Origin of the sequence: Luteibacter sp. (genome assembly GCF_035539195.1) — a bacterium.
Lineage (GTDB): Bacteria > Pseudomonadota > Gammaproteobacteria > Xanthomonadales > Rhodanobacteraceae > Luteibacter.
The window spans coordinates 251,147-275,343 of sequence record NZ_DATLIW010000036.1 but is presented as its reverse complement, the minus strand read 5'-3'; the positions used below and the strand labels follow the sequence as shown (position 1 = coordinate 275,343).

At 66.6% G+C, this 24,197-nt stretch carries 19 protein-coding genes; 13 read left to right on the top strand and 6 right to left on the bottom strand.

Annotated elements, in window-relative coordinates; all coding sequences use genetic code 11:
* Window positions 1-85 precede the first annotated feature (85 nt).
* The 3 genes from VM621_RS15185 to VM621_RS15175 form a co-directional block, all read right to left on the bottom strand.
* Window positions 86-1,009, bottom strand: a complete 924-nt coding sequence (locus VM621_RS15185) for an oxygenase MpaB family protein (RefSeq protein WP_325469796.1) — start codon at window positions 1,007-1,009, stop codon at window positions 86-88.
* Between the two features lie 4 nt (window positions 1,010-1,013).
* On the bottom strand, window positions 1,014-1,976 hold the full coding sequence (locus VM621_RS15180; RefSeq protein WP_325469795.1) for a CorA family divalent cation transporter: 963 nt from the start codon (window positions 1,974-1,976) through the stop codon (window positions 1,014-1,016).
* A gap of 62 nt (window positions 1,977-2,038) precedes the next feature.
* On the bottom strand, window positions 2,039-2,464 hold the full coding sequence (locus tag VM621_RS15175) for an OsmC family protein (RefSeq protein ID WP_325469794.1): 426 nt from the start codon (window positions 2,462-2,464) through the stop codon (window positions 2,039-2,041).
* A gap of 120 nt (window positions 2,465-2,584) precedes the next feature.
* Here VM621_RS15175 and VM621_RS15170 point away from each other — a divergent pair, with 120 nt between their 5' ends.
* The 4 genes from VM621_RS15170 to VM621_RS15155 all read left to right on the top strand — a co-directional run bounded on the left by VM621_RS15170 (window position 2,585) and on the right by VM621_RS15155 (window position 9,769).
* On the top strand, window positions 2,585-2,875 hold the full coding sequence (locus tag VM621_RS15170; RefSeq protein WP_325469793.1) for a GNAT family N-acetyltransferase: 291 nt from the start codon (window positions 2,585-2,587) through the stop codon (window positions 2,873-2,875).
* A gap of 67 nt (window positions 2,876-2,942) precedes the next feature.
* Window positions 2,943-5,003, top strand: coding sequence for a S9 family peptidase (locus VM621_RS15165; RefSeq protein WP_325469792.1), 2,061 nt, complete (start codon window positions 2,943-2,945; stop codon window positions 5,001-5,003).
* Window positions 5,004-5,154: 151 nt separating this feature from the next.
* Window positions 5,155-6,702, top strand: coding sequence for a putative bifunctional diguanylate cyclase/phosphodiesterase (locus VM621_RS15160; RefSeq protein ID WP_325469791.1), 1,548 nt, complete (start codon window positions 5,155-5,157; stop codon window positions 6,700-6,702).
* A gap of 28 nt (window positions 6,703-6,730) precedes the next feature.
* Window positions 6,731-9,769 (top strand): diguanylate cyclase, encoded by a 3,039-nt coding sequence (locus VM621_RS15155; protein ID WP_325469790.1) that lies wholly within the window; start codon window positions 6,731-6,733, stop codon window positions 9,767-9,769.
* 268 nt (window positions 9,770-10,037) lie between these two features.
* On the opposite strand, the gene VM621_RS15150 is transcribed toward VM621_RS15155, so the two are convergent.
* Window positions 10,038-10,520, bottom strand: coding sequence for a YajQ family cyclic di-GMP-binding protein (locus VM621_RS15150; protein ID WP_325469789.1), 483 nt, complete (start codon window positions 10,518-10,520; stop codon window positions 10,038-10,040).
* 84 nt (window positions 10,521-10,604) lie between these two features.
* Here VM621_RS15150 and VM621_RS15145 point away from each other — a divergent pair, with 84 nt between their 5' ends.
* From VM621_RS15145 to VM621_RS15130, 4 genes are all read left to right on the top strand, one after another.
* Window positions 10,605-11,780, top strand: coding sequence for an NAD(P)/FAD-dependent oxidoreductase (locus VM621_RS15145; protein WP_325469788.1), 1,176 nt, complete (start codon window positions 10,605-10,607; stop codon window positions 11,778-11,780).
* Window positions 11,758-12,675 (top strand): NAD(P)-dependent oxidoreductase, encoded by a 918-nt coding sequence (locus VM621_RS15140; protein ID WP_414674549.1) that lies wholly within the window; start codon window positions 11,758-11,760, stop codon window positions 12,673-12,675. Before VM621_RS15145 ends, VM621_RS15140 begins: the two co-directional genes overlap by 23 nt.
* A 96-nt stretch (window positions 12,676-12,771) precedes the next feature.
* A complete protein-coding gene (locus VM621_RS15135; RefSeq protein WP_325469786.1) occupies window positions 12,772-13,053 on the top strand; it encodes a hypothetical protein in 282 nt (93 codons plus the stop codon).
* Window positions 13,054-13,139: 86 nt separating this feature from the next.
* The gene (locus VM621_RS15130; RefSeq protein WP_325469785.1) at window positions 13,140-13,973 is read left to right on the top strand and encodes a nitrate reductase; all 834 of its coding nucleotides are present in this window, start codon (window positions 13,140-13,142) and stop codon (window positions 13,971-13,973) included.
* A 225-nt stretch (window positions 13,974-14,198) separates the two neighbouring features.
* On the opposite strand, the gene VM621_RS15125 is transcribed toward VM621_RS15130, so the two are convergent.
* Both VM621_RS15125 and VM621_RS15120 read right to left on the bottom strand, forming a co-directional pair.
* Window positions 14,199-14,654 (bottom strand): YaiI/YqxD family protein, encoded by a 456-nt coding sequence (locus VM621_RS15125; RefSeq protein WP_325469784.1) that lies wholly within the window; start codon window positions 14,652-14,654, stop codon window positions 14,199-14,201.
* Window positions 14,655-14,656: 2 nt separating this feature from the next.
* Window positions 14,657-15,532 (bottom strand): PhzF family phenazine biosynthesis protein, encoded by an 876-nt coding sequence (locus VM621_RS15120; protein ID WP_325469783.1) that lies wholly within the window; start codon window positions 15,530-15,532, stop codon window positions 14,657-14,659.
* Between the two features lie 135 nt (window positions 15,533-15,667).
* Between VM621_RS15120 and VM621_RS15115 the strand changes: the two genes are divergently transcribed.
* The 5 genes from VM621_RS15115 (at window position 15,668) to VM621_RS15095 (ending at window position 24,075) form a co-directional block, all read left to right on the top strand.
* Complete coding sequence (locus VM621_RS15115; protein WP_325469782.1) at window positions 15,668-16,273, top strand: rhomboid family intramembrane serine protease; 606 nt, start codon at window positions 15,668-15,670, stop codon at window positions 16,271-16,273.
* A 237-nt stretch (window positions 16,274-16,510) separates the two neighbouring features.
* Entirely contained in the window at window positions 16,511-17,506 is a 996-nt protein-coding gene (locus tag VM621_RS15110) for a hypothetical protein (protein ID WP_325469781.1), read from the top strand.
* A gap of 125 nt (window positions 17,507-17,631) precedes the next feature.
* Entirely contained in the window at window positions 17,632-18,204 is a 573-nt protein-coding gene (locus VM621_RS15105) for a hypothetical protein (RefSeq protein ID WP_325469780.1), read from the top strand.
* 90 nt (window positions 18,205-18,294) lie between these two features.
* On the top strand, window positions 18,295-20,619 hold the full coding sequence (locus tag VM621_RS15100; RefSeq protein ID WP_325469817.1) for a DNA internalization-related competence protein ComEC/Rec2: 2,325 nt from the start codon (window positions 18,295-18,297) through the stop codon (window positions 20,617-20,619).
* A 63-nt stretch (window positions 20,620-20,682) separates the two neighbouring features.
* Window positions 20,683-24,075: a GH92 family glycosyl hydrolase gene (locus VM621_RS15095; protein WP_414674548.1), complete on the top strand. Its 3,393-nt coding sequence runs from the start codon at window positions 20,683-20,685 to the stop codon at window positions 24,073-24,075.
* Window positions 24,076-24,197 lie beyond the last annotated feature (122 nt).

Below are 24,197 nucleotides of genomic sequence, written 5' to 3'. Positions count from 1 at the left end.
AAATTCGGCAACAATGTAAGAAAGTGTGACCGTGATCCACTTTTACCGTCTTCACGAATGTGATCGCGTGCGCTAGGCGTCGGTTTTATGACGGCCAATGCGACAGCAGTCCCGGATCGACGCCTACCCGGCGGCAGGACTTCGAGGCGACACCCTCGGTAAGCGCGACGCGGAACAAGGGGGACAGGGTGCGCAGGGTGCCGCTTGCCAGTCGCGCCTTGCGCAGGTCGCCGTCCGTCCGCTCGAGCAACGTTGCCGCCCAGTCGGGCAACAGGGCCGCGCCCGCGTGCAGGAACAGGTCGCGCGACAGACCGGCCATCGGCACGGGAAGGTCCAGGCGGCCGAGCACGTCGAGGACCACCCGGGACCGCTCGCCGAAGACCAGCGAGGGCAGCACGCCGGCGATATACGCGTCCATGTCCGCCACCGAGCCCGGAACGTCTCGCGCGCCCAGGGCTTCGGCGATCCGCCGTGTCTCGTGCAGGTACGCATCGGCGACAGCGATCGGGACCGCCATGGGCCCATACGCGCGATACCCCGCCAGGAAACTCGACATCTCGCTGACATGCACCCAGGTGAGCAGATCCGGATCGTCGGCGGAGTAGGGCAGGCCGGCTTCGTCCACGCCGCGCACCTTGGCGTGGATCATGCGAACGCGCTCGATCATGCCCTGCGCATCGCGCGTCGGCGCGTACGTGGTGGCACCGACGAAGGCGGTGGTCCGACGCAGGCGGCCGACCAGGTCTTCGCGGAAATTCGAGTGATCCCAGACACCGGCCAGCGCGCGCGGATGCAGCAGTTGCAGGTACAGCGCGCACAGGCCGCCGGCGAGCATGCCGCAGAAGTCCGAGTGGATGCGCCAGGTCACGCTGGATGGGCCGAACAGGCCGGGGTCGCCGGACGGATGTTCGTAGTCGATACCGCCGGCGGGCGCGCGCGGAAACGCGCTGAGCACCCAGCGCCGGATCGGCGCGGAGGCGGGGCGGAGCCATCGCGCCAGAGCCGTCATCGGCTCAGTCTCCGGACCACCAGCCGCGCCACTTAAAGAACCACACGGGCAGGAGCATGCTGAGGACGATCACGCCCAGCGCGATCGGATAGGCATGAGGCATGCCCAGTTCGGGCATATCCTTGAAATTCATGCCCCAGATGCCGGCCAGGATGATCGGCGGGATGGTCGCCACCGAGGCGACGGTCAGCACCTTCATCACGTGGTTCTGGTCGGTGCTGATGAAGCCGAGCGTGGCGTCGAGCAGGAACTGCAGCTTGTTGGTCAGCTGGTCGTCGAATTCGTCCAGGGTGCGCAAGTCGTGGTCGACCACACGCAGGCGAACTTCCACGCTCTCGGACATCCACTCCGGTTTCTTCGCGCGCACGAAAGACACGATGCGCTGCACTCCCAGCATGGAGGAACGGTTACGCGCCTGCAGACCCTCGAGCCGGCCGATCTCCAGCATGATGTCGCGCAACACCGGTGTGCCCAGGCGCTCGGGCGTGAACACGCGATCGGAGAGCTTCTTCAGTTCGGCCGAGACGTCTTCCATGCGCTGGGCGGCGAGATTCACGATGGCTTCGATCAGGGTGGCCAGTGCGTCGGCGCTGGATTCCCAGTGATGCTCGCGGCAGCTTTCGCTGGCCAGCTTGAATGCCGGCGATTCGGCGAAGCGCAGCGTCATCAAGACGTGGTTGGTCACGACGATGCCGACCGGGCCCGGATAGTGGCCGCTGTCGGTGTCGGAAAAATAGGGGATGGACAGGTACATGGCGTCGTCGTCCGTACGGATACGGCTGGACAGGGCCAGGTTCACGATGTCACTGCGCTCGGGCACGCGCAGGCCGGTGATTTCGGCAGCGCAGCGGCGCTCGTCGTCGTTGGGGTCGAACAGGTCGATCCAGATCGGCGCCTTTGGCGGGCCCATCTCGGCAGACCACGTGACGGGGCCGGTGTGATTCCCGTGTTCGTGAATGATCAGCACGTGCGATGGTGTCCTTGGCTACGCGGGGAACGCCGCCGGCGAAGCCGACGGCGCAGGGCAGTTTACCCTTCCAGTGTCGCGTCCATCGTGATCGTGGCCTTGAGCACCTTCGATACCGGGCAGCCTTGTTCGGCCTGCTTGGCGATCGCCTCGAAGCCGGCCTGGTCGGTGCCGGGCACCTTCGCCTTCACGGTGAGGTGGGCCTTGGTGATGGCGAAGCCGTCGCCGTCCTTGTCCAGGGTGATCGTGGACTTGGTTTCGATCTTGTCGGCGGTGAGGCCGGCCGCATTCAGCAGCCCGGACAGGGCCATGCTGAAGCAGCCCGCATGGGCCGCGCCGAGGAGTTCCTCCGGGTTAGTGCCCGGACCGTCCTCGAAGCGGGACTTGAACCCGTACGGGGCTTCCTTGAGAACGCCCGTCTGGCTCGAAATGACACCCTGGCCGTCCTTGATCCCGCCTTGCCATACCGCTGATCCCCACTTTTGCATGATGCTCTCCTGACTGGTGATGGAATGCCGGTTGGAACACGCGCATGCTGACCTACGAACGTTACCGGCCCGGGCATCCACATAATGCGAAGGGTCCGCCAGCCTTGATTGGAGAGAACGATGAGCGAAACGTCGAAACCGCTGGAAATCAGTCACGACACCGCGAACCAGGTATTCGTGGCCAAGGTGGACGGGTACGACTGCGAGCTGGAGTACCGGCTGCAGGGGAAAATCATGAGCATTACGCATACCGGGGTGCCGTCGCCGGTGGGCGGGCGGGGGATCGCGGCGCTGCTGACCAAGTTCGCCGTGGAAACGGCGCAGAAGCAGCACTGGAAGATCGATCCGGCCTGCGCGTATGCCGAAGCCTGGTTCAAGCGGAACCCGGAGTATTCGCACCTGCTGGCGTGAGATGCTCGCCCGAACCTGAACGGACGTGCTAGTTTTCCCGCTCCCCATTCAGATTCAGGGTCACCCTATGCGAACGAAGTGGATCGCCGCCGCCGTGGCGCTTGCCTGTGCGGGTGCCGCCCAGGCCGACACCGCCGCGAAGACCGCGGACGATCCGCGCATCGCTGCCATCCTCGACGCCCTGGGCAAGGTCCGCACCGTCGAGTCCGTGGCCCTCTCGCCGGACGGCAAGCACCTGGCCTGGGCGGTGAAGACCAATGGCAAACCGGTGGTCGAAGTGGCCGATGCCGACGGACGCAACGCGCACCGGGTTACCGCGTCGAAGGGCTGCAGCGAGATCTCCGTCGCCTGGGCACCCGATTCCCGGCACCTGGCCTTCCTCTCCGACTGCGCCGGCAAGGCGCCGGGCGTGGAAGAGGGCAAGCAGAACGACATCAACGTCGTCGACACCGCCGGCAAGGCCGCGCCGCAACGCCTGACCCACCTCACCGGCTATATCGACGGCCTGGAATGGCGTCCCGACGGCAAGGCGCTCGCTTTCCTCTACGTGCCCAATGCCACCCGTCGGGCCAGCGCCACGGCTGCGGCGAAAGTGCAGACCGGCGAAGTGGGTGTCGAAGGCATCGAGATCCAGCAGGTGGCCATGGTCGAGGCGACCGGCGGGGCGGTGACGACGCTGAGCCCGGCTGGCCTGCACGTCTACGAATTCACCTTCGCCCCGGACAGCCGTCGCATCGCCTACGTGGCCGCCGAGCCGCCGGGCGACAACAACTGGTGGCTGGCCAAGCTCTACGTCCAGCCCGCCGCGGCGACCGCCAAGGGCAAGCCGGTGACCGTGGTCGATACCTCCACGCTCACCGGTCCGCTGAAGGACCTGCAGATGGCCGTGCCGCGGTTCTCGCCGGACGGTTCGCGCATCGCCTTCATCGGCGGCCTGATGAGCGACCAGGGTTCCACCGGAGGCGATATCTGGACCGTGTCCAGCAACGGGGGCGCCGCGCCGGTCGACGTGACGCCGGGCATTACCACGACGCCGGCCTGGCTCGCCTGGACCGGCACCGACGAACTCCTCGTTTCCGAAGCCGCCGCCGGCGCCAGCCGAGTGTCGCGTTACGCGCTTTCGGCCAATGGTGAAGCCTCCGCTTCGACACTCTTCGAATTGCCGATGACGATCGGTGACGGCCGTCTGTCGATGTCCGTCTCGCTCGACGGCGACGCGAGCAAGGCCGTGTTCACCGCCAGCTCCTTCGACAAGCCCTACGAAGTGCATCTCGCCAGCCTCGACGGCAAGGCCGCGCCGGTCGCCATCACCTCGTTCAATGCCGGTTTGAAGCCGTCGTGGGGCAAGGCCGAGTCCATCACCTGGACCAACGAAGGTCACGACGTGCAGGGCTGGCTGCTGTATCCGGCCAACTACAACCCGAAGAAACACTACGGGATGATCGTCTCGATCCACGGCGGCCCGGCGGCGGCGGTGACGCCGCGCTGGCCCGGTGCGGGTTATGGCGGCGCGCCGTTGTCGGCGCTGGGCTACTTCGTCTTCATGCCCAACCCACGCGGCAGCTACGGCCAGGGCGAAGCCTTCGTCCAGGCCAACCGCAAGGATTTCGGCTACGGCGATCTGCGCGACGTGCTCGCCGGCGTCGATACCATCGAGAAAACGCACCCCGTCGACGATAAGCGCCTGGGCCTGACCGGCTGGAGCTATGGCGGCTTCATGACCATGTTCGCGGTGACGCAGACCCATCGTTTCAGCGCCGCGGTGGCCGGCGCGGGTATCTCCAACTGGCAGAGTTATTACGGCCAGAACCTCATCGACCAGTGGATGAAGCCCTACTTTGGAGCCTCGGTGTACGACGATCCGGGCGTGTACGCGAAGAGTTCGGCGATCAATTTCATCAAGGAGGTTCGCACGCCGACCCTGATCGTCGTCGGCGAGCGCGATGCTGAGACGCCGGCGCCCCAGTCGTTCGAGTTCTGGCACGCGTTGCGCGCCCAGAACGTGCCGACCTCGCTGGTGGTCTACCCGGGCGAGGGTCATGGCTTTGCGCGCGACGCCAGCCGGCGCGACGTGCTGGCCCGGGCCCTGGCCTGGTTCGACCGCTACCTGCCGGCCAACGGAAAATAGGCATTCCCGAGCGGCGGTTGACCGAACGACCATCATGGATTGCGTTTTTCCACCGACCCATCATCATTCGGACTGGTGTCGACTCTAAAGTCGGGGACGATGGTGGCCGATACTCCCAAGGGAAGCGTATTGTGCAGGGCCGGAGCGTGGCGTGCTGACAAATCGTAGCGACGCCGGGCTTGACCTGGCGATGGCGAAGTGCGCTCGCTGGTCCCTTGTCGGGCCCGGCGGGGGCGACCGCTGCTCGGGTTTCAGCACGGTCGGCGGAGGCCTGGGCTGGCTCGTGGCGCTGATCGTCGTCAGCGCCCTGGCCGGGCTGGTCATCGGCTGGCTCTACACCCAGCGCCGCCGCCTCAATGCGCGCCTGAAAGATCCCAAGGAACAGGCGCGCCGGGCGCTGGCCTTTCATGCCTACCACGACACCCTGACCGGCCTGCCGAACCGCGCCTACCTGATGCAGGAGCTGGAGCAGGCCCTGGCCTCGGGTGAAACGCCGTCCCTGGCCGTGCTGTTCATCGACCTCGACGGCTTCAAGTCGATCAACGACACGCTCGGACACGAGGCCGGCGACGCCTTCCTGCGCGCGGTAGCCACCTCCCTGCGCAGCAGCGTGCGCGAACGCGACGTGGTCTCGCGCTTCGGTGGCGACGAGTTCGTCGTGGTGGTCCAGTCCTATGGTGGCCTCGAGAATCTCGTCCGTGTCTGCCGCAAGGTGCTGGATCTCGTCTCGCAGCCGGTGAACGTCGCCGGCCAGTTCGTCGCGGTGAGCCCAAGCATCGGCATCGCCGTGGCACCGCGCGACGGCGAGGTGGCCGAAACCCTCATCCGCAACGCCGACGCCGCCATGTACGCAGTGAAGGAAACCGGCAAGGCCGACTTCCGTTTCTACGAAGATGGCATGCTGGAACAGGCCCGCGAGCGGCTCGCCCTCACGGTGGAGCTGCGCGAAGCCTTGCAGCGCGGCGAACTGGACGTGGAATACCAGCCCAAGCGCAACCTCCGCGACGGGACGCTGGCAGGTGTCGAAGCGCTGGCACGCTGGCACCATCCGACGCGCGGCGATGTACCGCCCTCCATCTTCGTGGCGATCGCCGAACGCTCGGGCCTTATCCATGCGCTGGGCGAGTACGTGCTGCGTTCCGTGCTCACCCAGGTGAAGCTGTGGGATGACGGCGGCTCGCATATCGCATATGTCGCCATCAATCTGTCGATGCACGAACTCAGCCGCCCGGCCTTCGTCGAAACGCTGGCGCGTACGGTGCGCTCCTACGGCGTGGATCCCATGCGGATCCGTTTCGAGCTGACCGAATCCACCGCCATGCGTGAGCCGGAGGAAACCCTGCGCCAGCTGGTCAAGCTGCGCTCGCATGGCTTCGACCTGTTGATCGACGACTTCGGCGCCGGTTACTGGAACCTCGGCCACCTGCGCGAACTGCCGATCGGCACGATCAAGATCGACCAGTCCTTCGTGCGTGGCAGCGACTCCAACCTGGCCGACCGCGAGATTACCGAAGCGATCGTCGGCCTGGCCAAGAAACTCAACATGCGGACCATCGCCGAAGGCGTCGAGACCGAGGCCCAGGCCGACTGGTTGCGCGAGCTCGGCTGCGACGTGGGGCAGGGCTTCTTCTTCGCCCGTCCGATGACGCCGGCCGCCTTCAGCCGCTACCTCGATTCGACGTTGGTCTATGCGGGCTGACGTGAGGCGGCGCGCAGGTGTCCTCGTATTGGCCGCCTGGATGCTGCTGGCTTCCGTAGGAGCCGCCGCAGCGGCTCCCACCCAAGGGGGCACGGTCGGCCTCGACCCCTGGGCGGTCTACGAAACCGCTTGGTTCGACACCGTCGGCGTCGCCGATGGCTTGCCGCACTCGACCACCACGGCGATCGTCCAGGACACCCGCGGCGTCATCTGGATCGGCACCTTCGGCGGACTCGCGCGTTACGACGGCTACCGGATGCAGGTGTTCGGCCAGGAACCGGACTCCTACGCCGGCGCCGTGCTTCCCGATGCCTATGTGCGCGCCCTGATGCCGCTGGCCGACGGCGGTCTGCTGATCGGCACGAATGCCGGCGGCCTGGTCCGCTTCGATCCGGTGACGACGCGCTTCCACGTCTACCCGATCGGTGCGGGCGGCACGTCGAACGGCAAGATCTTTGCGATCGCGCGGGCCCGCGAACGCGACGCGTTCTGGGTGGCCACCGAAGGCGGCATCGACCGCGTCGACGTCGGCACCGGCAAGATCACCCGCGAGTCCGGTCAGCCGGGCGACGCGAAGGATATGCTCGCACGCACCTTTGTCGTAACCGAAGACAAGGCGGGCAATGTCTGGGCGGGCGCGGACAACGGCCTGTTCGTGCGTCATCCGGGCGGGCGCTTCCAGCGCGTGGTCTCGAGCGACCCGGCGATCGACGAGATTCTCCGCGACCAGGTCTGGGCGCTGTTCCAGGACAGCCAGTCGCGCCTGTGGGTCGGCACCGGCCAGTCTGGCGCGGTGTACATCGATACCCAGGGACATGCGCAGCTGGTTCCGGGGTTCTCCGGCAAGAACGGCATGGCGCGCCGACGCACCGTGCGCGCCTTCCACGAGACGCCTCAGCACGTGCTCTGGTCCGCCACCGACGGTGCGGGCGTCGTGACCTACGACTTCAATACGCAGCAGTTGCGCATCCTGAGCCACGATGCGGCCATGCCATCGTCGCTGCCGGGCGACATCACGCGCGACATCTTCCAGGACAGTACCGGCAACATCTGGGTAGCCACCGAGCTCGGCGCCGCGCATTACGATCCGAATGGCCGCAAGGTGTTCTCGGTGCTGCCGTCACCGTTGCAGTCGCACACGCTGTCCAACGCCAATGTGCACTCGGTCTTCGTCGATCCGCGCGGGCGCATATGGCTCGGCCTGGGCATGGGGCGTATCGACGTGCTCGACCTCGGCAAGGGCACGATGCACCACCTGCAACTCGGCGGCGAGCAGGCGGAGCGCGACGTGCAGGCCTTCGTCGTCGCACCGGACGGCTCCATCTGGGCAGGCGCGCAGGGTATCTCGCGCATCGACCCCGACACCTTCGCCCTGCGCAGCTCGATGATTCCCAGCCTCGACGGTCGGCTCATCCTGTCGATGCAGCGCGACGGCAACCAGATCCTGATCGGTGGGTACGACGGCCTGTTCCAGTACGACACGGTCACCGGCAAGCTCATCCAGATGCGCCACGATGCGCACGATCCGGCCAGCATCGTCGGCGACCAGGTGCGCCACATCGTGCGCATGCCGGATGCGTGGTGGTTCGCCACCATCAGCGGCATCAGCATCGGTTACGACGGTCAGCCAGGCTTCGTGAACCTGCGCCACGATCCCGCCGACCCGGCCAGCCTGCCGCAGGATTACACCGGCTCGATGGTGTTCGATTCGCATCGCCGGCTGTGGCTGGGCACGTTCGGCGGTATCGCCTACCTCGACACCTTCCATCCGCACGGGCCGTTCCGTTTCGGGCTGATCGCCGCGCGCGAAGGGCTGGTCAACACCAAGATCAACGCGCTGCTGATCGACCACGACGATCGCGTCTGGGCGTCGATGGCCAACGGCGTGGCGATGGTCGACACGGCCAGCCATCGCGTATCCGACCTGGGCATCCGCGACGGCCTGCGTATCCCGAGCTACATCCATCGCGCGGCGGCGGAAGCGCCGGGCGGCGAGCTCATGTTCGGCGGCCTCGGCGGTCTCACCGTCATCCGTCCCTACTGGGTGGCGCCGCAGATCGTGCCGCCGCGCATGGCCGTCACGCACGTGAGCGTCAATGACAAGTCGCTGCCGCTGGCCGATGTGCCGGAGGACGGCGGCCGGATCGTCATCGGCGCCGACGGCCGCAATCTTCGCGTGGATTTCGCCTTGCTCGACTACCGGGCGCCGATGGAAACCCATTACGCGTATCGCATGGACGATGCCGACACGGGCTGGAACGAGGTGGCGCACGGCATTCCGCCCAGTGCGATCTATACCAACCTTGCCAGCGGCACCTACACCTTGCGCCTGCGCGCGACGATGCGCGGGCTCGACGCGCGCACGGTGGAAACCTCGATTCGCATCGACGTCACGCCGCGCTGGTACGAAAGCCCCTGGACCCTGCTGGCCGCGGTGGCGCTCGCGGTGGCGGCGTTCTTCGGCCTGGTCTCGCTGCGCACGCTCTACCTGCGCCGTCGGGCCGAGCTGTTGCAGGCCCAGGTCGACGCGCGCACGCGGGACCTCAAGGCAGCGAACGAGCGCCTCGACCACCTCGCCGGTACCGACGAACTCACCGGCTCGCTCAACCGCCGCCGCTTCCTCGAACAGGCCGAGCGCGTGCGCCAGGGCGCCGCGAACGATGGCATTCCATTCAGCCTCGTGCTGCTGGATATCGACGACTTCAAGACGGTCAACGACACGTTCGGCCACCTGGCCGGCGACACGGTGATCCGCGAAACGATGCGGGTGATCTCGTCGATGTGCCGTGCGGACGACCTCGCCGGGCGTTTCGGCGGCGAGGAGTTCATCCTCTGCCTGCCGGGTGCGCTGGCCGAACACGCACTGGATATCACCGAGCGCGTGCGTCATGCCCTGGCGGCCCTGGTGATCGTGCACGGCGACTACCGGATTCGCATCACGGTGAGCGCCGGCGTCGCCATGTGGCGCTCGCCGGAGTCGCTAAATTCCCTGCTGGGCCGCGCCGACGAGGCGCTCTACGAAGCGAAGAACGACGGCCGCAACCGCAGTCGTATCGCCGGGTTGTAACGCCCCCCGCGTGGGATCTGCTCTCAGTAGGACCCGCCCTCCGTAGGAGCCCCCGTCTGTGGAAGAGGCCCTCTGTAGGAGCCGCCCCCTGTAGGAGCCGCCCCCTATAGGAGCAGCCCTCTATAGGAGCAGCCCTCTATAGGAGCCGCCCTCTATAGGAGCCGCCCTCTATAGGAGTCGCCCTCCATAGGAGCAGCCCTATGTAGAAGCCGCCCTCTGTGGGAGCCGCTTCAGCGGCGATGCTCTTGGCAGTCCCAGCCCCCCCGCCTCAGTCGCGAAAGTTGTCGAACTGCAGCGGCAACTCGACATCCGCCTTGCGCAACAACGCCATCGCCATCTGCAAATCGTCGCGCTTCTTTCCGCTGACGCGAACCTTGTCGCCGTTGATCTGGGCTTCCACCTTCAGCTTGGCTTCCTTCATCGTCGCGATGAGCTTCTTCGCGATCGGCTGCTCGATACCCTGCTTGATGGTGATCTTCTGCCGGGCCTGGGCGAGGTTGGTCTCCACCTTGCCCAGATCCATGGCACGAACGTCGATATGGCGCGCCGCAAGGCATTCGCGAAGGATGGGCATCAGCTGTTCGAGCTGGAACTCGTTGTCCGCTTTCAGCGTGACGGTGCTGTCGTCCAGTTCCATGCCGGCCGAGGTGCCTTTGAGGTCGAAGCGGCTCGTCACCTTGCGGTTGGCCTGGTCGATGGCGTTGGTCAGTTCGTGCTTGTCGACTTCCGAAACGATGTCGAAGGAGGGCATGAGAGGGGTCCTTGGGCGCGGGGCGAGGTCAACAAGTTTACGCGAGGGCGCTACCATGTGTGTTTGTACGGCGGAAAACCCAGCATGGAATACGACGTCCTCGTCATCGGGGCGGGCGCGGCAGGCCTGATGACAGCCCTTGTCGCCGGTGGCCGCGGCAAGCGCGTGCTGGTGGTCGACCACGCCAACCGGGCGGGGAAGAAGATCCTGATGTCCGGTGGCGGCCGCTGCAATTTCACCAATACGGCGACCACGCCGGCCCATTTCCTTTCGGCCAACCCACATTTCTGCAAGTCCGCCCTGGCGCGCTACACGCCGTGGGACTTCATCGCGATGGTCGACAGGCACGGCATCGCCTGGCACGAGAAAGCGCCCGGCCAGCTGTTCTGTGACGATTCCTCCAAGCAGATCGTGCGCATGTTGCTCGACGAATGCGCCGCGGCCGGCGTGCGTGTGGAAATCCATTGCGCGGTTTCCCGCCTGCGTGCCACGGAAACCGGCTTCGGCTGCGACACGCCCCTCGGTCACGTGCGCGCGGCGTCGGTGGTGGTCGCCACCGGCGGCCTGTCCATTCCCAGCCTGGGCGCGACCGGGTTCGGCTATGAGCTGGCGAAACAGTTCGGTCACGCCGTGCTGCCGCTCCGTGCCGGCCTCGTGCCGCTGACGCTGAGCGGCAAGCATCAGGAGCGCTTCGAGGGGTTGGCAGGCGTGGCGCTGCCGGTGGAAGCCGCGGCCAACGATGCGAGTTTCCGCGACGCGCTGCTGTTCACCCATCGTGGTCTCAGCGGTCCGGCGATCCTGCAGATTTCCTCGTACTGGGAACCGGGAACCGATCTGCGCGTGGACCTGTTACCGGGTGTCGATGCCGCGGAGGCCCTGCTGGCCGCCCGTGCGGAGCGTCCGCTCGCCGAACTCAAGACGGTCCTCGCCACCTTGCTGCCACGTCGCCTGGCGGAGCGCCTGTGCGAGATCTGGTTGGCGAACCGGCCGATGCGCCAGTACCGTGACGCCGAGTTGAAGGACGTCGGCGCACAATTGGCTTCCTGGCCCGTGGTGGCCAGTGGCACCGAAGGGTACCGCACGGCCGAGGTCACTCTCGGTGGCGTGGATACCGACGAAGTCTCTTCCTCCACCATGATGTCCAAACGCCAGCCTGGCCTGTACTTCGTCGGCGAAGTGCTCGATGTGACAGGGCATCTGGGTGGGTACAACTTCCAATGGGCCTGGGCCTCCGGCCATGCCGCCGGCCTGGCCGTCTGACTCGGAGCAACGTATGCGTATCGGTTTTATCGGACTGGGCAACATGGGTACCGGCATGGCCGGCAACCTCATCAAGGGCGGCCACGAGCTGACCGTATGGAACCGCTCGGCGGACGCGGCGAAGCCGTTGGCGGAGCAGGGCGCTAAGGTCGCGGCGAAGCCGGCGGACGCCGCCACCGCTGCCGATGTGCTGCATAGCATGCTGGCCAACGACGCCGCCGTGCGTGAGGTCATTCTCGAGAGCGGCGTGCTGGACGCGCTGCCCAAGGGCGCCGTGCACGTGAACCACGCGACGATCTCGGTCGCGCTGGCGCAGGAGCTGGTCGACGCGCACGAGAAGCGTGGCCTCGGCTACGTCGCCGCACCCGTCTTCGGTCGGCCCGACGTGGCGGCCGCGGGAAATCTCAATGTGGTCGCCTCGGGCAAACCGGAGGCTATCGCCAGGGTGCAGCCGCTGCTCGAGCTGATCGGCCAGAAGGTCTGGCCCATGGGCGACGATCCGATCCGCGCGACCATCGTCAAGATCGGCGGCAACTTCCTGATCGGCGCGGCCATCGAGAGCATGGCCGAGGCGACCACGCTCACCCGCGCCCACGGCGTCTCGGCGGCGGATTTCCTGGACGTCATGTCCAACTCCCTCTTCGCCTCGCCGATCTACAAGGTCTACGGCGGCATGATCGCCGCGCAGACCTACACCCCGGCGGCGTTCAAGCTGAGCCTGGGCTTCAAGGACATCGGCCTGGCGCGCGCCGCGGCGGACGCCAAACGGGTGCCGATGCCTTTCGCCAGCGTGCTCCACGATGCCTTGCTGGAATCCCTGGCGGCGGGCGACGGCGAACTGGATTTCTCCGGCCTGGCCCGCGTGGCTGGCGCACGGGCGCGTCTGAAGGATTGAAGACGGCCCGGATTTCGGCAAGCCTTCACAATCAATAGCCCCGCGGGTCCGCGACAATGGGACCCGCACGCTGTTGTGCAGCTGAGGACGGACATCATGACGGTAAGCTGGAAGACGGTATACGAGGGCATGCACGAAGGCCGCGCGATCACCGTGAAGGAGTCGAACGACGGCACCTTCAAGCTGGCTACGAAGCAGATCTTCCATGACGAGGGCATCGCCTACCAGGAAGGCAGCCGCTACGTGCATGTCTCGCCGGCCAGTGTCGGCGAAGAAGTGGAAGTGGAAGCGAACTCGCGCGACTCGCTCGAAGAAGCCCTGAAGGAACTGCATTTTTCGTCGGACACGGTCACCGCCGTCGCCGGCAAGCTGGCCTGACGGACGAATCCGCGTTTCTGCCATGATGGGGGTTCGTTCCCCCATCCCGGTGAGTACCGTCCATGGCAGAAACGATGTCCCCGACGATGGAACGTACCGTTCCTCGCGTCCTGATGTGCCCACCGACGTTTTTCGAGGTCAGCTACGTCATCAATCCATGGATGACGGATCACGTCCACGACACCACGGCCGAGCGTTCGCGCCGGCAGTGGGATGCCCTTCGCGAAACGGTCTCCCGCCATGCCGACGTCGCGCTGGAGGAAGCCGCGCCGGGCCAGCCGGACATGACCTTCGCCGCCAACGCGGGCCTCGTCTTCGGCAATACGTTCGTCCCCAGTCGCTTCCGCTACGCCGAGCGCCAGGGCGAAGAAGCGCCGAACCGCGCCTGGTTCAGCCGTCATGGTTTCGATATCGCGGACCTGCCCGACGACGTCTTCTTCGAAGGCGCCGGAGACGGGCTGTTCGATCGAGGTATCTCGCGACGACTGTGGCTGGGCTACGGGCATCGCTCCGACGCATCCGCCGCCCCGGCGCTGGCTCGGTTGCTGGATGTGGAAGTCGTGCCGCTGAAGCTCGCGGACCCACGTTTCTACCACCTGGATACGTGTTTCTGCCCACTGGCCGATGGTTACACGCTGTATTTCCCGGCTGCCTTCGACGCGCCATCGCTCGCGCTGATCGAGCGGCATGTTCCCCCGGGCCACCGTATCGCCGTGCACGAACACGATGCGCTGGACTTCGCCTGCAATGCGGTGAACCTCGGCAAGGTGGTGATCCTGAACCGCGCGAGCCCCGATCTGCGTTCGCGTCTGGAGGGTGCCGGCTTCATGGTGATCGAGGTGGCCCTGGACGAGTTCATGAAATCCGGCGGAGCGGCGAAGTGCCTGACCTTGCGTCTCGACGAGGTGGCTGGGGCCTAGAGCGCTGCCGATCAAGAACGGCCGGGCCGCCGAGGGATCGCAGTCGGTGGAACCCCATGTGGGAGCCGCTTCAGCGGCGAAAGGCCGGTCGCTTCGCGCCCCATGCGGTCACCGTGGGAGCCGCTTCAGCGGCGAAAGGCCGGTCGCTTCGCGCCCGATGCGGTCACTGTGGGAGCCGCTTCAGCGGCGATGCTTCGGCGTAGGCCGCAAGGGCCGACCCCAGCGTCATGTCGCAGAGCGACGCTTTGCCAGCCAGGCGTCCAGCGCGTTGGCGAATGCCTGCCTGTCGCGTGGGTGCATGGCGGCGGGGCCGCCGGTATCGACGCCGGAGCCACGGAGTTCTTCCATGAAATTGCGCATGGACAGGCGTTGCGCGATCGTATCCTTCGTGAACATCTCGCCGCGCGGATGCAGCGCGAGGGCACCTTTCTCGATCGCGAACGCCGCCAGAGGGATGTCCTGGGTGACGACCAGGTCGCCCGGCTCGACGCGGCGGACGATCTCGTCGTCGGCCACGTCGAAACCGCCCGGCACCTGGATCGAACGGACAAAACGCGAGGCCGGGGTGCGGATCCATGCATTCGCGACCAGCGTCACGTCGACCTGCTCGCGCTCGGCGGCGCGGAACAGGATGTCCTTGATGACATTCGGGCAGGCGTCCGCGTCGACCCAGATCTGCATGGTCAGGCGTCCGTCCAGTCCACCTGTCCGTCCACGATCGTGTTGGTGCAGCCACCGACCCACACGGCTTCGCCGTCGATGCGGATGATGATGCGGGCATCGTGGCCGACTTCGCGGCCCTGGCTGACGATATAGCCCTTGCTCAGCGTACCGCCGGTGTCGCTGGCGGCGACATAGGCGGCAATGAGGCCATTGGCGGCACCGGAGGCGGGGTCTTCCACGATACCGACACCGGCCGGGAAGGCGCGCACGGCCAAGCCTTCGGCGGAGCGCGCGAAGACGCACAGGCCGAGGGTATCGGTGGCCAACGCGAGGGCGCGGATGGCTGCATGATCCGGGCGCCAGGCGCGCAGGGCGGCTTCGTCGGCGAATTCGGCTACCCACCAGCGACGACCGCCTTCCACGCAGGCCGGGGCAAGCGCACCCAGCTTCACGCCGTAGAGCACGGCCGACAACGTTTCGCCGGCGCACGAGGCGTCGCCGACGATCCGCGCTTTCGGCGATTGCACGAAGAGTTCGCGCGCCTTGCCGTCCTTCTCCACACGGATCGGCAACACGCCGGCGCCGCACTCCTGCCAGACGATGCCGGCGGCATCGGGGGTGACCAGACCGGCATCGAGCGCGGCGTGCGCGCTGCCGATGGTCGGGTGGCCGGCGAAGGGGATTTCCTTGGTCGGCGTGAAGATGCGAGCCCGGTAATCGGCGCCTTCGGCGCGAGCGGGCATCAGGAAGGTGGTTTCGACCAGGTTGGTCCAGTGGGCGAAACGCTGCATGCGCTCGTCGGACCAGCCCTCGGCGTCGATGACGACGCCCAGCGGATTGCCGCCGCCATGACGGGCGGCGAAGACGTCGAGCTGCTTGTAACGGATGGGGGACATCGGTCGTGCCGGGAGCGGGGAGGTTGGACATGATAGCCGTCCATTACCTGTACGGCATGGGCCGGGGGTTCGACATCGGCGCCGGTTACCGCCAAGATGCGCGCTGGCTCGGTCCTCAAGGACGCTGTTCGTCGCATGATCACGCTGCTCATCATCCTCGTGACCTCCGTGGTCTCGTTCCTCGCCTTCAACAACCGTCGCCTGATGGACGACCTGATCCTCTGGCCGCCCGCGCTCTCGCGCAGCCGTGAGTACTACCGGCTCGTCAGCTACGGCCTGATCCACGCGGACTGGTCGCACCTCATCTTCAACATGTTCACGCTGTATTTTTTCGGCCGTGGCATGGAAGGCCTCTTCACCGAGGCGATGGGACCATTGGGCTTCGTCACCTTCTACATCGGCGGCCTGCTTTTCTCGATCCTGCCGTCGTACATGAAGAATCGCGACAACGCCGCCTACCGCAGCCTGGGCGCTTCCGGCGCGGTGTCGGCGATCCTCTTCGCCTTCGTCCTCGTCAGCCCCTGGTCGAGCATCTACGTATTCATCGTCAAGCTGCCGGCGATCATCTACGCGGTGCTTTTCGTCGCCTATTCGATCTACATGGACAAGCGCGGCGGCGACAACGTGAACCACAGCGCCCACCTTTGGGGTGCGGCATACGGCGTGATTTTCACTATCGCGCTCGAGCCCTCGCTGCTTCCCCGGTTCATCGCGTTACTGTCACAACCGCGCTTTTCCTGATCCGAAACCTGAATTTTTCCGAATCATTTATGTGACTTCGGACGACAGCTGATACATCATGCGTTTGTCCGGATCGAACGTCACCCTTTTCGAAGTCGTCCGGCATGCACGCGGGTCTTCCCCGGTGGGGCAGTTCGCGTCGGCTACTAACGTAGGAGGAGTGAACGCATGGCTACCACCCGAAAGTCCGCCGCGAAGAAATCAGCGGCTCGTAAACCGGCCTCCAAGAAGAGCGCCGTGAAGAAGACCGTCGCGAAGAAAGCGGGCGTTCGTGCCGCTGCAAAGAAAACCGCACGCAAAGCCGCCGCCCGTCCGGCAGCGGCGAAGAAGGCCGTCAAGAAATCGGCCACCAGGAAGGCCGCGGTGAAGAAGTCGGCGGTCAAGAAGGCAACCGCCAAGAAGACCGCCGTTCGCAAAGCCGCCGGCAAGAAGACCGCCGTGAAGAAGGCAGCGGGCAGGAAAACCGCCGTGAGGAAGTCGGCTGCGAAGAAGGCGGTGAAGAAGGCGGTGAAGAAGACCGCCGCGCGCAAAGCCGCGGTAAGGAAATCCCCGGCGCGCAAGGTCGCCGCCAAGAAGGCCGCTCCACGCAAGGCCGCGGCGAAGAAAGCGGGCACCAAGGCTTCCGCACGCAAGGCGCCGGCACGCAAGACCACTGCCGGCAAGGCCGTCGCGAAGAACACGTCGCGCAAGGCACCCGCCCGGAAGGTCGCCGCGACGAAGGCTCCGGCGCGCAAGAGCGTCGCCCCGGCGAAGAAGGTCGCGGCGAAGCCGGTATCCACGCCGTCTCCGACCAGGCGCAGCGCAAGCGCGCACACGATCGAACAGAAACCGGTGTCGCGTATTCCCGCGACGAAGACACCGCGCAAGCCGCCGCTGACGGTCCCGCCGGCAGCGACTTCGGCGGCTACATCGGCACCGTCGCCGGTTGCCAAGGCGAAGCCCGCGGCCAAGCCGCGTCCGAAGCCCGTCGCCAAGCCGGCGACGACGGCCGACGAGCCGGTCCAGCACATCAGCCAGGAAGAGGCCGTCGCGCATATCCAGGCCCTGCTCGAAGCCAAGCGCGAGCGCGATCGGCAGCCGCCGTCGTGGCCGACCGGTGAAAACGGCAATGGCGTTCCGGCATCGACGCCGGGCAGCGAGCCGAATCCGCCGTCGCCGTCGCAAGCCTCGCCGGAAGCCAACTACGCCAACGAGGCGCACCAGCGCGGCGATCAGCAGAAGAGCAAGGGCTGAGAGGCGCAGACTGAATGAAGGGAAAGGGTCGCGTCGGCGGCCCTTTTCTTTTTTAGCGGGCGTTCAATGGTGCGGGCGCAGTGTCGAAGTCGTCCATCGCCGTCCTTCTCATCAGAGAATTCCTAATGCGTCGTGCGTATTCCTTGCTTCTGGCTGTCGCGGCAACGCTGCCGCTTGCCGGTTGTTACTACGACCCCGGTTACGTTCGTCGCAGTGCCGGCGGTGGCGATGCGTATTACGGCACGGAGACGACGGTCGTACAGCCGGGCGGTGGTTACTACGACCCCGGCTACGGTTACGGTTTCGGGCCCGGCTACTACGGTGGCTATTCCGATATCGCCGTGGGTTCCGTCTGGTATGGCGGAGGCGGTTACGACCGCCGCTATTACCGCGATCGCGACGGATACGATCATCATCGTCCGCAGCCTGGCGATTGGCACGGACGTCCGGGCGATGGCGACCACCGGCCGCCGGGAGGGTGGCAGGCGGGCGAGCACGGCGATCATCCGCGGCCGCCAGGTGGCTGGCAGGGCGGCGATCATGCCCCGCCGGGCGGCTGGCACGGCGGTGGCGGGCGTCCTGCCCCGCCGGCGGGCGGCTGGCATGGCGGCGGGCGTCCGTCGCAAGGGGCGCCGTCGTCGCACTGGCCGGCTCGCGGAAACGACAGCCGTGGTGCGGACCGTGATCACGGGCACTGACGCGGGGACGACCGACGTCGCGGTGACGGCCGACGCCATGTGAACGACCAGGGTAGGTGCGTTGGCACCTAGGCTGGACTGCCGTGGGTGATGGCGCTCGTTGCGATGGTTCGTGCTCCTCCGTTGACACTCGTTTCCGTGGCGTGGGTCGCCCTGCTTGGCTGCTCCGCGGTGCAAACGTGCGCGTGGTTACCTGCATGGCCTTGGTCGATGGGCGCCGCCGTGGTCGCGTTCGTCGGCATCGTCCTGGCGCCGTGGCGTCCCGCGCGGTTCCTGGCCGTGTTCGCGCTGTTTGCCGCGTGGACCGCCGTACAGGGCGCACGCGGCATGGCGGCGCGTCTGCCGGTGGAGGCGGAGGGCCAGGACGTGACGATCACCGGCCGCGTGATCGATCTTCCGCGCGCACGAGGCGGCGACGCGTCGTTCCTGTTCGAGCCTGCGAAAGTGGGAGGCCTTGCCTCCTGGCCACGCGGAACGCTCAGGCTCACCTGGTATCGCACCCGGGTCGCACCGGCGCCGTGCGAGCGCTGGCGCCTCACCGTTCGTCTTCGCCGCCCCCGGGGCAGTGTCAATCCAGGCGGTGGCGACGCGGAGCGCACGGCGCTGCAGCGTGGCATCGTCGCGACTGGCTACGTGCGCGCAGCGCCCGACAACGAGCGCATCGGGCAGGGTGTCTGTGTGGATGGCTGGCGCGACAGTATTGCGCGGGCGCTGGACGCCCAGCTGGGCACGGAAGACGCCCGTATCCTCAAGGCCCTCGCCGTCGGCGACACGCGCGGACTCGAAGCATCGGACTGGGATATCGCCCGCGCCACGGGCGTGTCGCATCTGATCGCCATCTCCGGGTTCCATGTCGGCGTCGCCGCTGGCGGCGGGGTCCTCGCGGTACGGCTGCTTTACGCGTGGCTGCCGTTGCTCGGTCTGCGGCTGCCAAGGCAGATGGCGCAGGCGGCGGCGGGCCTGCTGGTGGCCGGTGGCTACGGCTTGCTTGCCGGTCTCGGGCTACCGACGGTGCGCACGCTGCTGATGATCGGTGTCGTCGTATGGGCGGGATTGGCGAAGCGACGTGCCGGGGGAGGGTCCTTGCTTGCCTTTGCGATGCTGGCCGTCCTCGTCGTCGATCCGCTTTGCGTGTTGTCGGCGGGATTCTGGCTGTCGTTTGCCGGCGTGGCATTCCTGGTCTGTTGCGTGGCGCCGCGTTCGCGGGGTTTCCTCGGCTGGCTCGGCGAGTTGCTCAGGGCCCAGGCGGCGATGAGCATCGCGTTGCTGCCGCTGTCGCTGGGCCTGTTCGGTAGCGCGTCGCCCATGGGCTTCGTGGCGAACCTGGTCGCGGCGCCGCTGGTGAGCTTCCTGGTGGTTCCGCTGACCTTGCTGGGCTGCGTGTTGTTGCCCCTGCCGTCGCTTGCGGCGCCGTTGCTGATCGGCGCCGCCTGGTTGCTCGGCTGGCTGTGGCGCATGCTCGCCGCGCTGGCCGGCATGCCGGGGGCGCAATGGAGTGTGGCCCAGGGCGGCATCCTGCCGGTCGTCCTTGCCACGGCGGGAGCGCTGTGGTTGTTCATGCCGCGGGGCGTGCCATTACGGGGATACGGTGCCTTGTTGTTCCTGCCCCTGCTGTTCCCGCCCCGGGAATCGCCCAAGGCGGGTGCCTTCCGCGCCTGGGTGCTCGATATAGGGCAGGGCCTTGCGGTCGTCGTCCACACGCGGCATCACACGCTCGTTTACGACACCGGGCCCGCGTATGGCGCCGGCCGTGACGCGGGCGCCGGTGTCGTGCTGCCTTCGATCGGCGCACTGGGCCTGGGGCCGGTGGATGCACTCGTCGTCAGCCATGGCGATAGCGACCACGCGGGCGGTGCCGCGGCTGTCGTGGCGCGCTATCCACGGGCGCGACGACTGTCCGGCGAGCCGGGGCGGCTGGGCTTTCCGGCCGAAGCATGCACGTCGAAGGTCGCCTGGATGTGGGACGAGGTCAGCTTCCGGTTCCTCGACGTGCCACCCGACGCGCCGGGCAAGACCACCAGCAACGACCGCTCCTGCGTGTTGTCGATCGAGGGCAAGGGCGGTCGTTTCCTGCTCACTGGCGATATCAGCAGCAAGGCCGAGCGGCGGATGGATCGTGACGCGCTGCGGTCCGATCTTCCGACGATCACCACCGCGGCCCATCACGGCAGCAAGCATTCCTCCGACGTGCTCTGGCTTCGTGCCGTGCAACCCGACCTGGCCATCGTCTCGTCGGGTTGGCGCAACCGTTTCGGCCATCCGCACGCATCGGTGCTCATGCGGCATCGCGATGCGGGTGCGGAGGTTCTCAACACCGCCGTCAGTGGCGCGATCCTGCTCGAACTGCCGCGCGACACCGCCCCGTTCGTGGCGCGGGAGTGGCGTCGGCCGGCCCGTCGTTACTGGCGCGAATGAGGTGCCCCGGCAGGCTCGCAGTGTTGCACCGCGGTTTGACATTCCCGATTTAGAACGATTTAAATGGAGATTCCGCTAGACGAGGGGATAAGCGTGACGGTATCGAAGCACGGTTGGGGCAGGGCGGCGTTCGCCCTGGTGACGGCGTCTCTTGGAGTACCGGTGGGAGCCCTCGCGGCGACCCAGCGCTTCGACAGCTCCTTCGAGTCGGGCCAGCCCGCACCGCTGGCGGCGAAGGGTGCGCTCGACGTTCGGGTGGTCGGTGGCCCGCCTGCCGAGGCGGTGCTGACGGCCAAGGCCGATGTCGGCTTCACCGGCATGCACTCCCTGCGCTATGCGGGCACGGGCAATGGCAACCCGGCGACGACGAAGCTGTTCGACACCGATGTCCGCGTCGGCGACGACACCATGCTTTCCTGGCTGGTTTTCCCACGTTCGAACAAGAACGACCTCGTCAATCCGGCGAACTACGTCGCCGTGGACCTGGTGTTCGACGACGGCTCGCGCCTCTCGACCAAGGCCGCGCTCGACCAGCACCGCGTGCCGGCGACGGCGAAGGGGCAGGGCGAAGGACGCGTGCTCTATCCCGACCAGTGGAACTACGTGAGCGTGGATCTCGGCAGCGCGGCCAAGGGCCGTCGCGTCCGCTCGATCGAGCTGACCGCCGATGCGCCCTCGGGCGAAGCCTTCGAGGGCTACCTCGACGACGTACGCATCGGCGACGTCAAGGCCATCAGCAGCACGCACCCGACCGACTACGTCGATACGCGTCGCGGCTCCAATGCCAACGAAAACTACTCGCGCGGCAACAACTTTCCCGCGGTGGCCATGCCGCACGGCTTCAACTTCTGGACGCCGACGACGAACGCCGGCTCCAACTGGATCTACCAGTACCAGGCACGCAACGGCGACGACAACCGCCCACGCATCGAGGCCTTCGCGCTCTCGCACGAACCCAGCCCGTGGATGGGCGAGCGACAGACCTTCCAGGTCATGCCGGCCCAGGCGGCCTCCGGTGCACCGGCACTGAAGCGCGAAACGCGTGCGCTCTCGTTCGGCCATGACGCCGAAGTGGCGCATCCGGACTACTACCGCGTGCGCTTCGACAACGGCATCACGACCGAGATCACGCCGACCGACCGCGCGGCGATCTTCCGCTTCACCTTCAGCGACAAGCGTTCGCAGCTGGTCTTCGACAACCTCAACGAGAAGGCGTCGGTCACGCTCGATCCCGGCCAGCGCAGCATCCAGGGCTGGTCGGACGTGAAAAGCGGGCTGTCCACCGGTGCCACGCGCCTGTTCTTCTATGCGGTGTTCGACAAGCCGGTGGCCGAGAGCGGTCGCCTGACGGGCGAGAAGCGCGATGCCGCCTCGGCGTGGTTTGGCTTCGACACGTCGAAGAAGGCCGATCGCGTCGTCACCATGCGTATCGCGACGTCGCTGATCGGCGTCGAGCAGGCCAAGGCCAACCTGGCGCAGGAGATCGCACCGGACGACACCTTCGACAGCGTGCACGAGCGCGCCCGCAAGGCATGGGACGAGCGCCTGGACGCGGTGAAGGTCGAAGGCGCCTCGCCCGACGAGAAGACCGTGCTGTACTCGAACCTGTACCGCCTGTTCCTCTACCCGAACCATGCCTACGAGAACACGGGCAGCAAGGACGCGCCGGTGTGGCGCTACGCCAGCCCGTTCTCGGCGCCTGCCGGCGCGAACACCGATACCGCGACGGGCGCGCGCATCGTCGACGGCCAGCCCTTCGTCAATAACGGCTTCTGGGACACCTACCGCACGGCGTGGCCGGCCTACGTGCTGCTCACGCCGACCGAAGCAGGCAAGATGATCGACGGCTTCGTACAGCAGTACCGCGACGCGGGCTGGATCGCCCGTTGGTCGTCGCCCGGTTATGCCGACCTGATGGTGGGCACCAGCTCGGATGTCGCGTTTGCCGATGCCTGGCTGAAGGGCGTGCGCAACTTCGACGTCTCCGCCTTCTACCAGTCGGCGATCCGCAATGCGTCCAGTGTCAGCGACGTCAAGGGCACGGGTCGCAAGGGCATCCAGCGTTCGCTGTTCAACGGCTATACCGACGACGGCATCAAGGAAGGCCTGTCCTGGTCGATGGATGGCTACATCAACGACTTCGCCATCGGCAACCTTGCGGCGGCGCTGGCGAAGGATGCACCGGCGGGCGATACCTATCGCTCGTCCTATGCCGACGATGCGACCTGGTATCGCTCGCGGGCGCTCGGTTATACGAACCTGTTCGATCCCGCCGTCGGCTTCTTCGTGGCGCGCGACGCCGCAGGCAAATGGCGCTGGAATGCGAAGGAGTTCAGCCCGATCCGCTGGGGTGGCGACTACACCGAGACCGACGCCTGGAACATGGCCTTCCACGCCCCGCAGGACGGCGCCGGTCTGGCCGCCCTGTACGGTGGCCGCGACGCGTTGGGCGCGAAACTCGACCAGTTCTTCAGCACGCCGGGCAAGTTCGACGTTGGCGACTACGGCGACGTGATCCACGAAATGCTCGAGGCGCGAGACGTGCGCATGGGCCAGTACGGTCATTCGAACCAGCCCTCGCACCACATCATCTGGATGTACGACGAGGCCGGCCAGCCGTGGAAGACGCAGGACAAGCTGCGCGACGCGGTCTCCCGCCTCTACGTGGGCAGCGAGATCGGCCAGGGTTACCCGGGCGACGAAGACAACGGCGAGATGTCGGCGTGGTGGCTGTTCGGCGCCGCCGGCTTCTATCCGCTGCGCATGGGCACGCCGGAATACGTGATCGGCGCGCCGCACTTCCCGCACATGAGCATTCGCCTGGAGGGCGGGGCGACGATCGACGTAAAGGCGCCCGGTGTCAGCGATACGAATCGGTACGTACAGTCGCTGAAGGTCAACGGCCAGCCCTGGAACAAGGTCACCTTGCCGCACGCGTTGCTGGCGAAGGGCGCGACGCTCGAGTTCGCCATGGGCCCGACACCGTCGACCTGGGGCACCGGTGCCGACGCGCTACCGGCATCGATCAGCGCGGAAGGCAGCAAGCCCGCACCCTTGGTCGACCTGACAGGCGAGGGCGGCAAGGCCTTCGGTTCCCTCAAGGGCGAGGCGCTGGCGAAACTGTTCGACAACACGTCGGACACCTCGGCCCACCTGGCCGCGAAGGACCCGGTAGTGGGCTGGCACTTCGATCGTCCGGTGACGGTGGAGATGCTCACCCTCACCTCGGGAGCCAAGGCCGGCGATGCCTCCGGCTGGGTGCTCGAGGGGTCGACGGACGGTAAGCACTATCAGACGGTGGATAAGCGCGAGGGTGAAAGCTGGCCGTGGCGTCGGCAGACACGGGCGTTCGCTGTGGGCACACCCGGTGCCTATGCGTGGTACCGCCTGCGTCTCGTTGCCGGTGATACGAATGGCCTGGACCTGAGCGAGGTCGAGTTCCTCGGCCATCGGTGAAGCTCTGTGTGGGAACTTTGTGTGGGAGCTCTGTGCGAGAGTTCTGCCGTGAGAGCTCTGTGTGGGAGCCGCTTCAGCGGCGATGGGTGCTTGCCTCACCCCTATCGCCGCTGAAGCGGCTC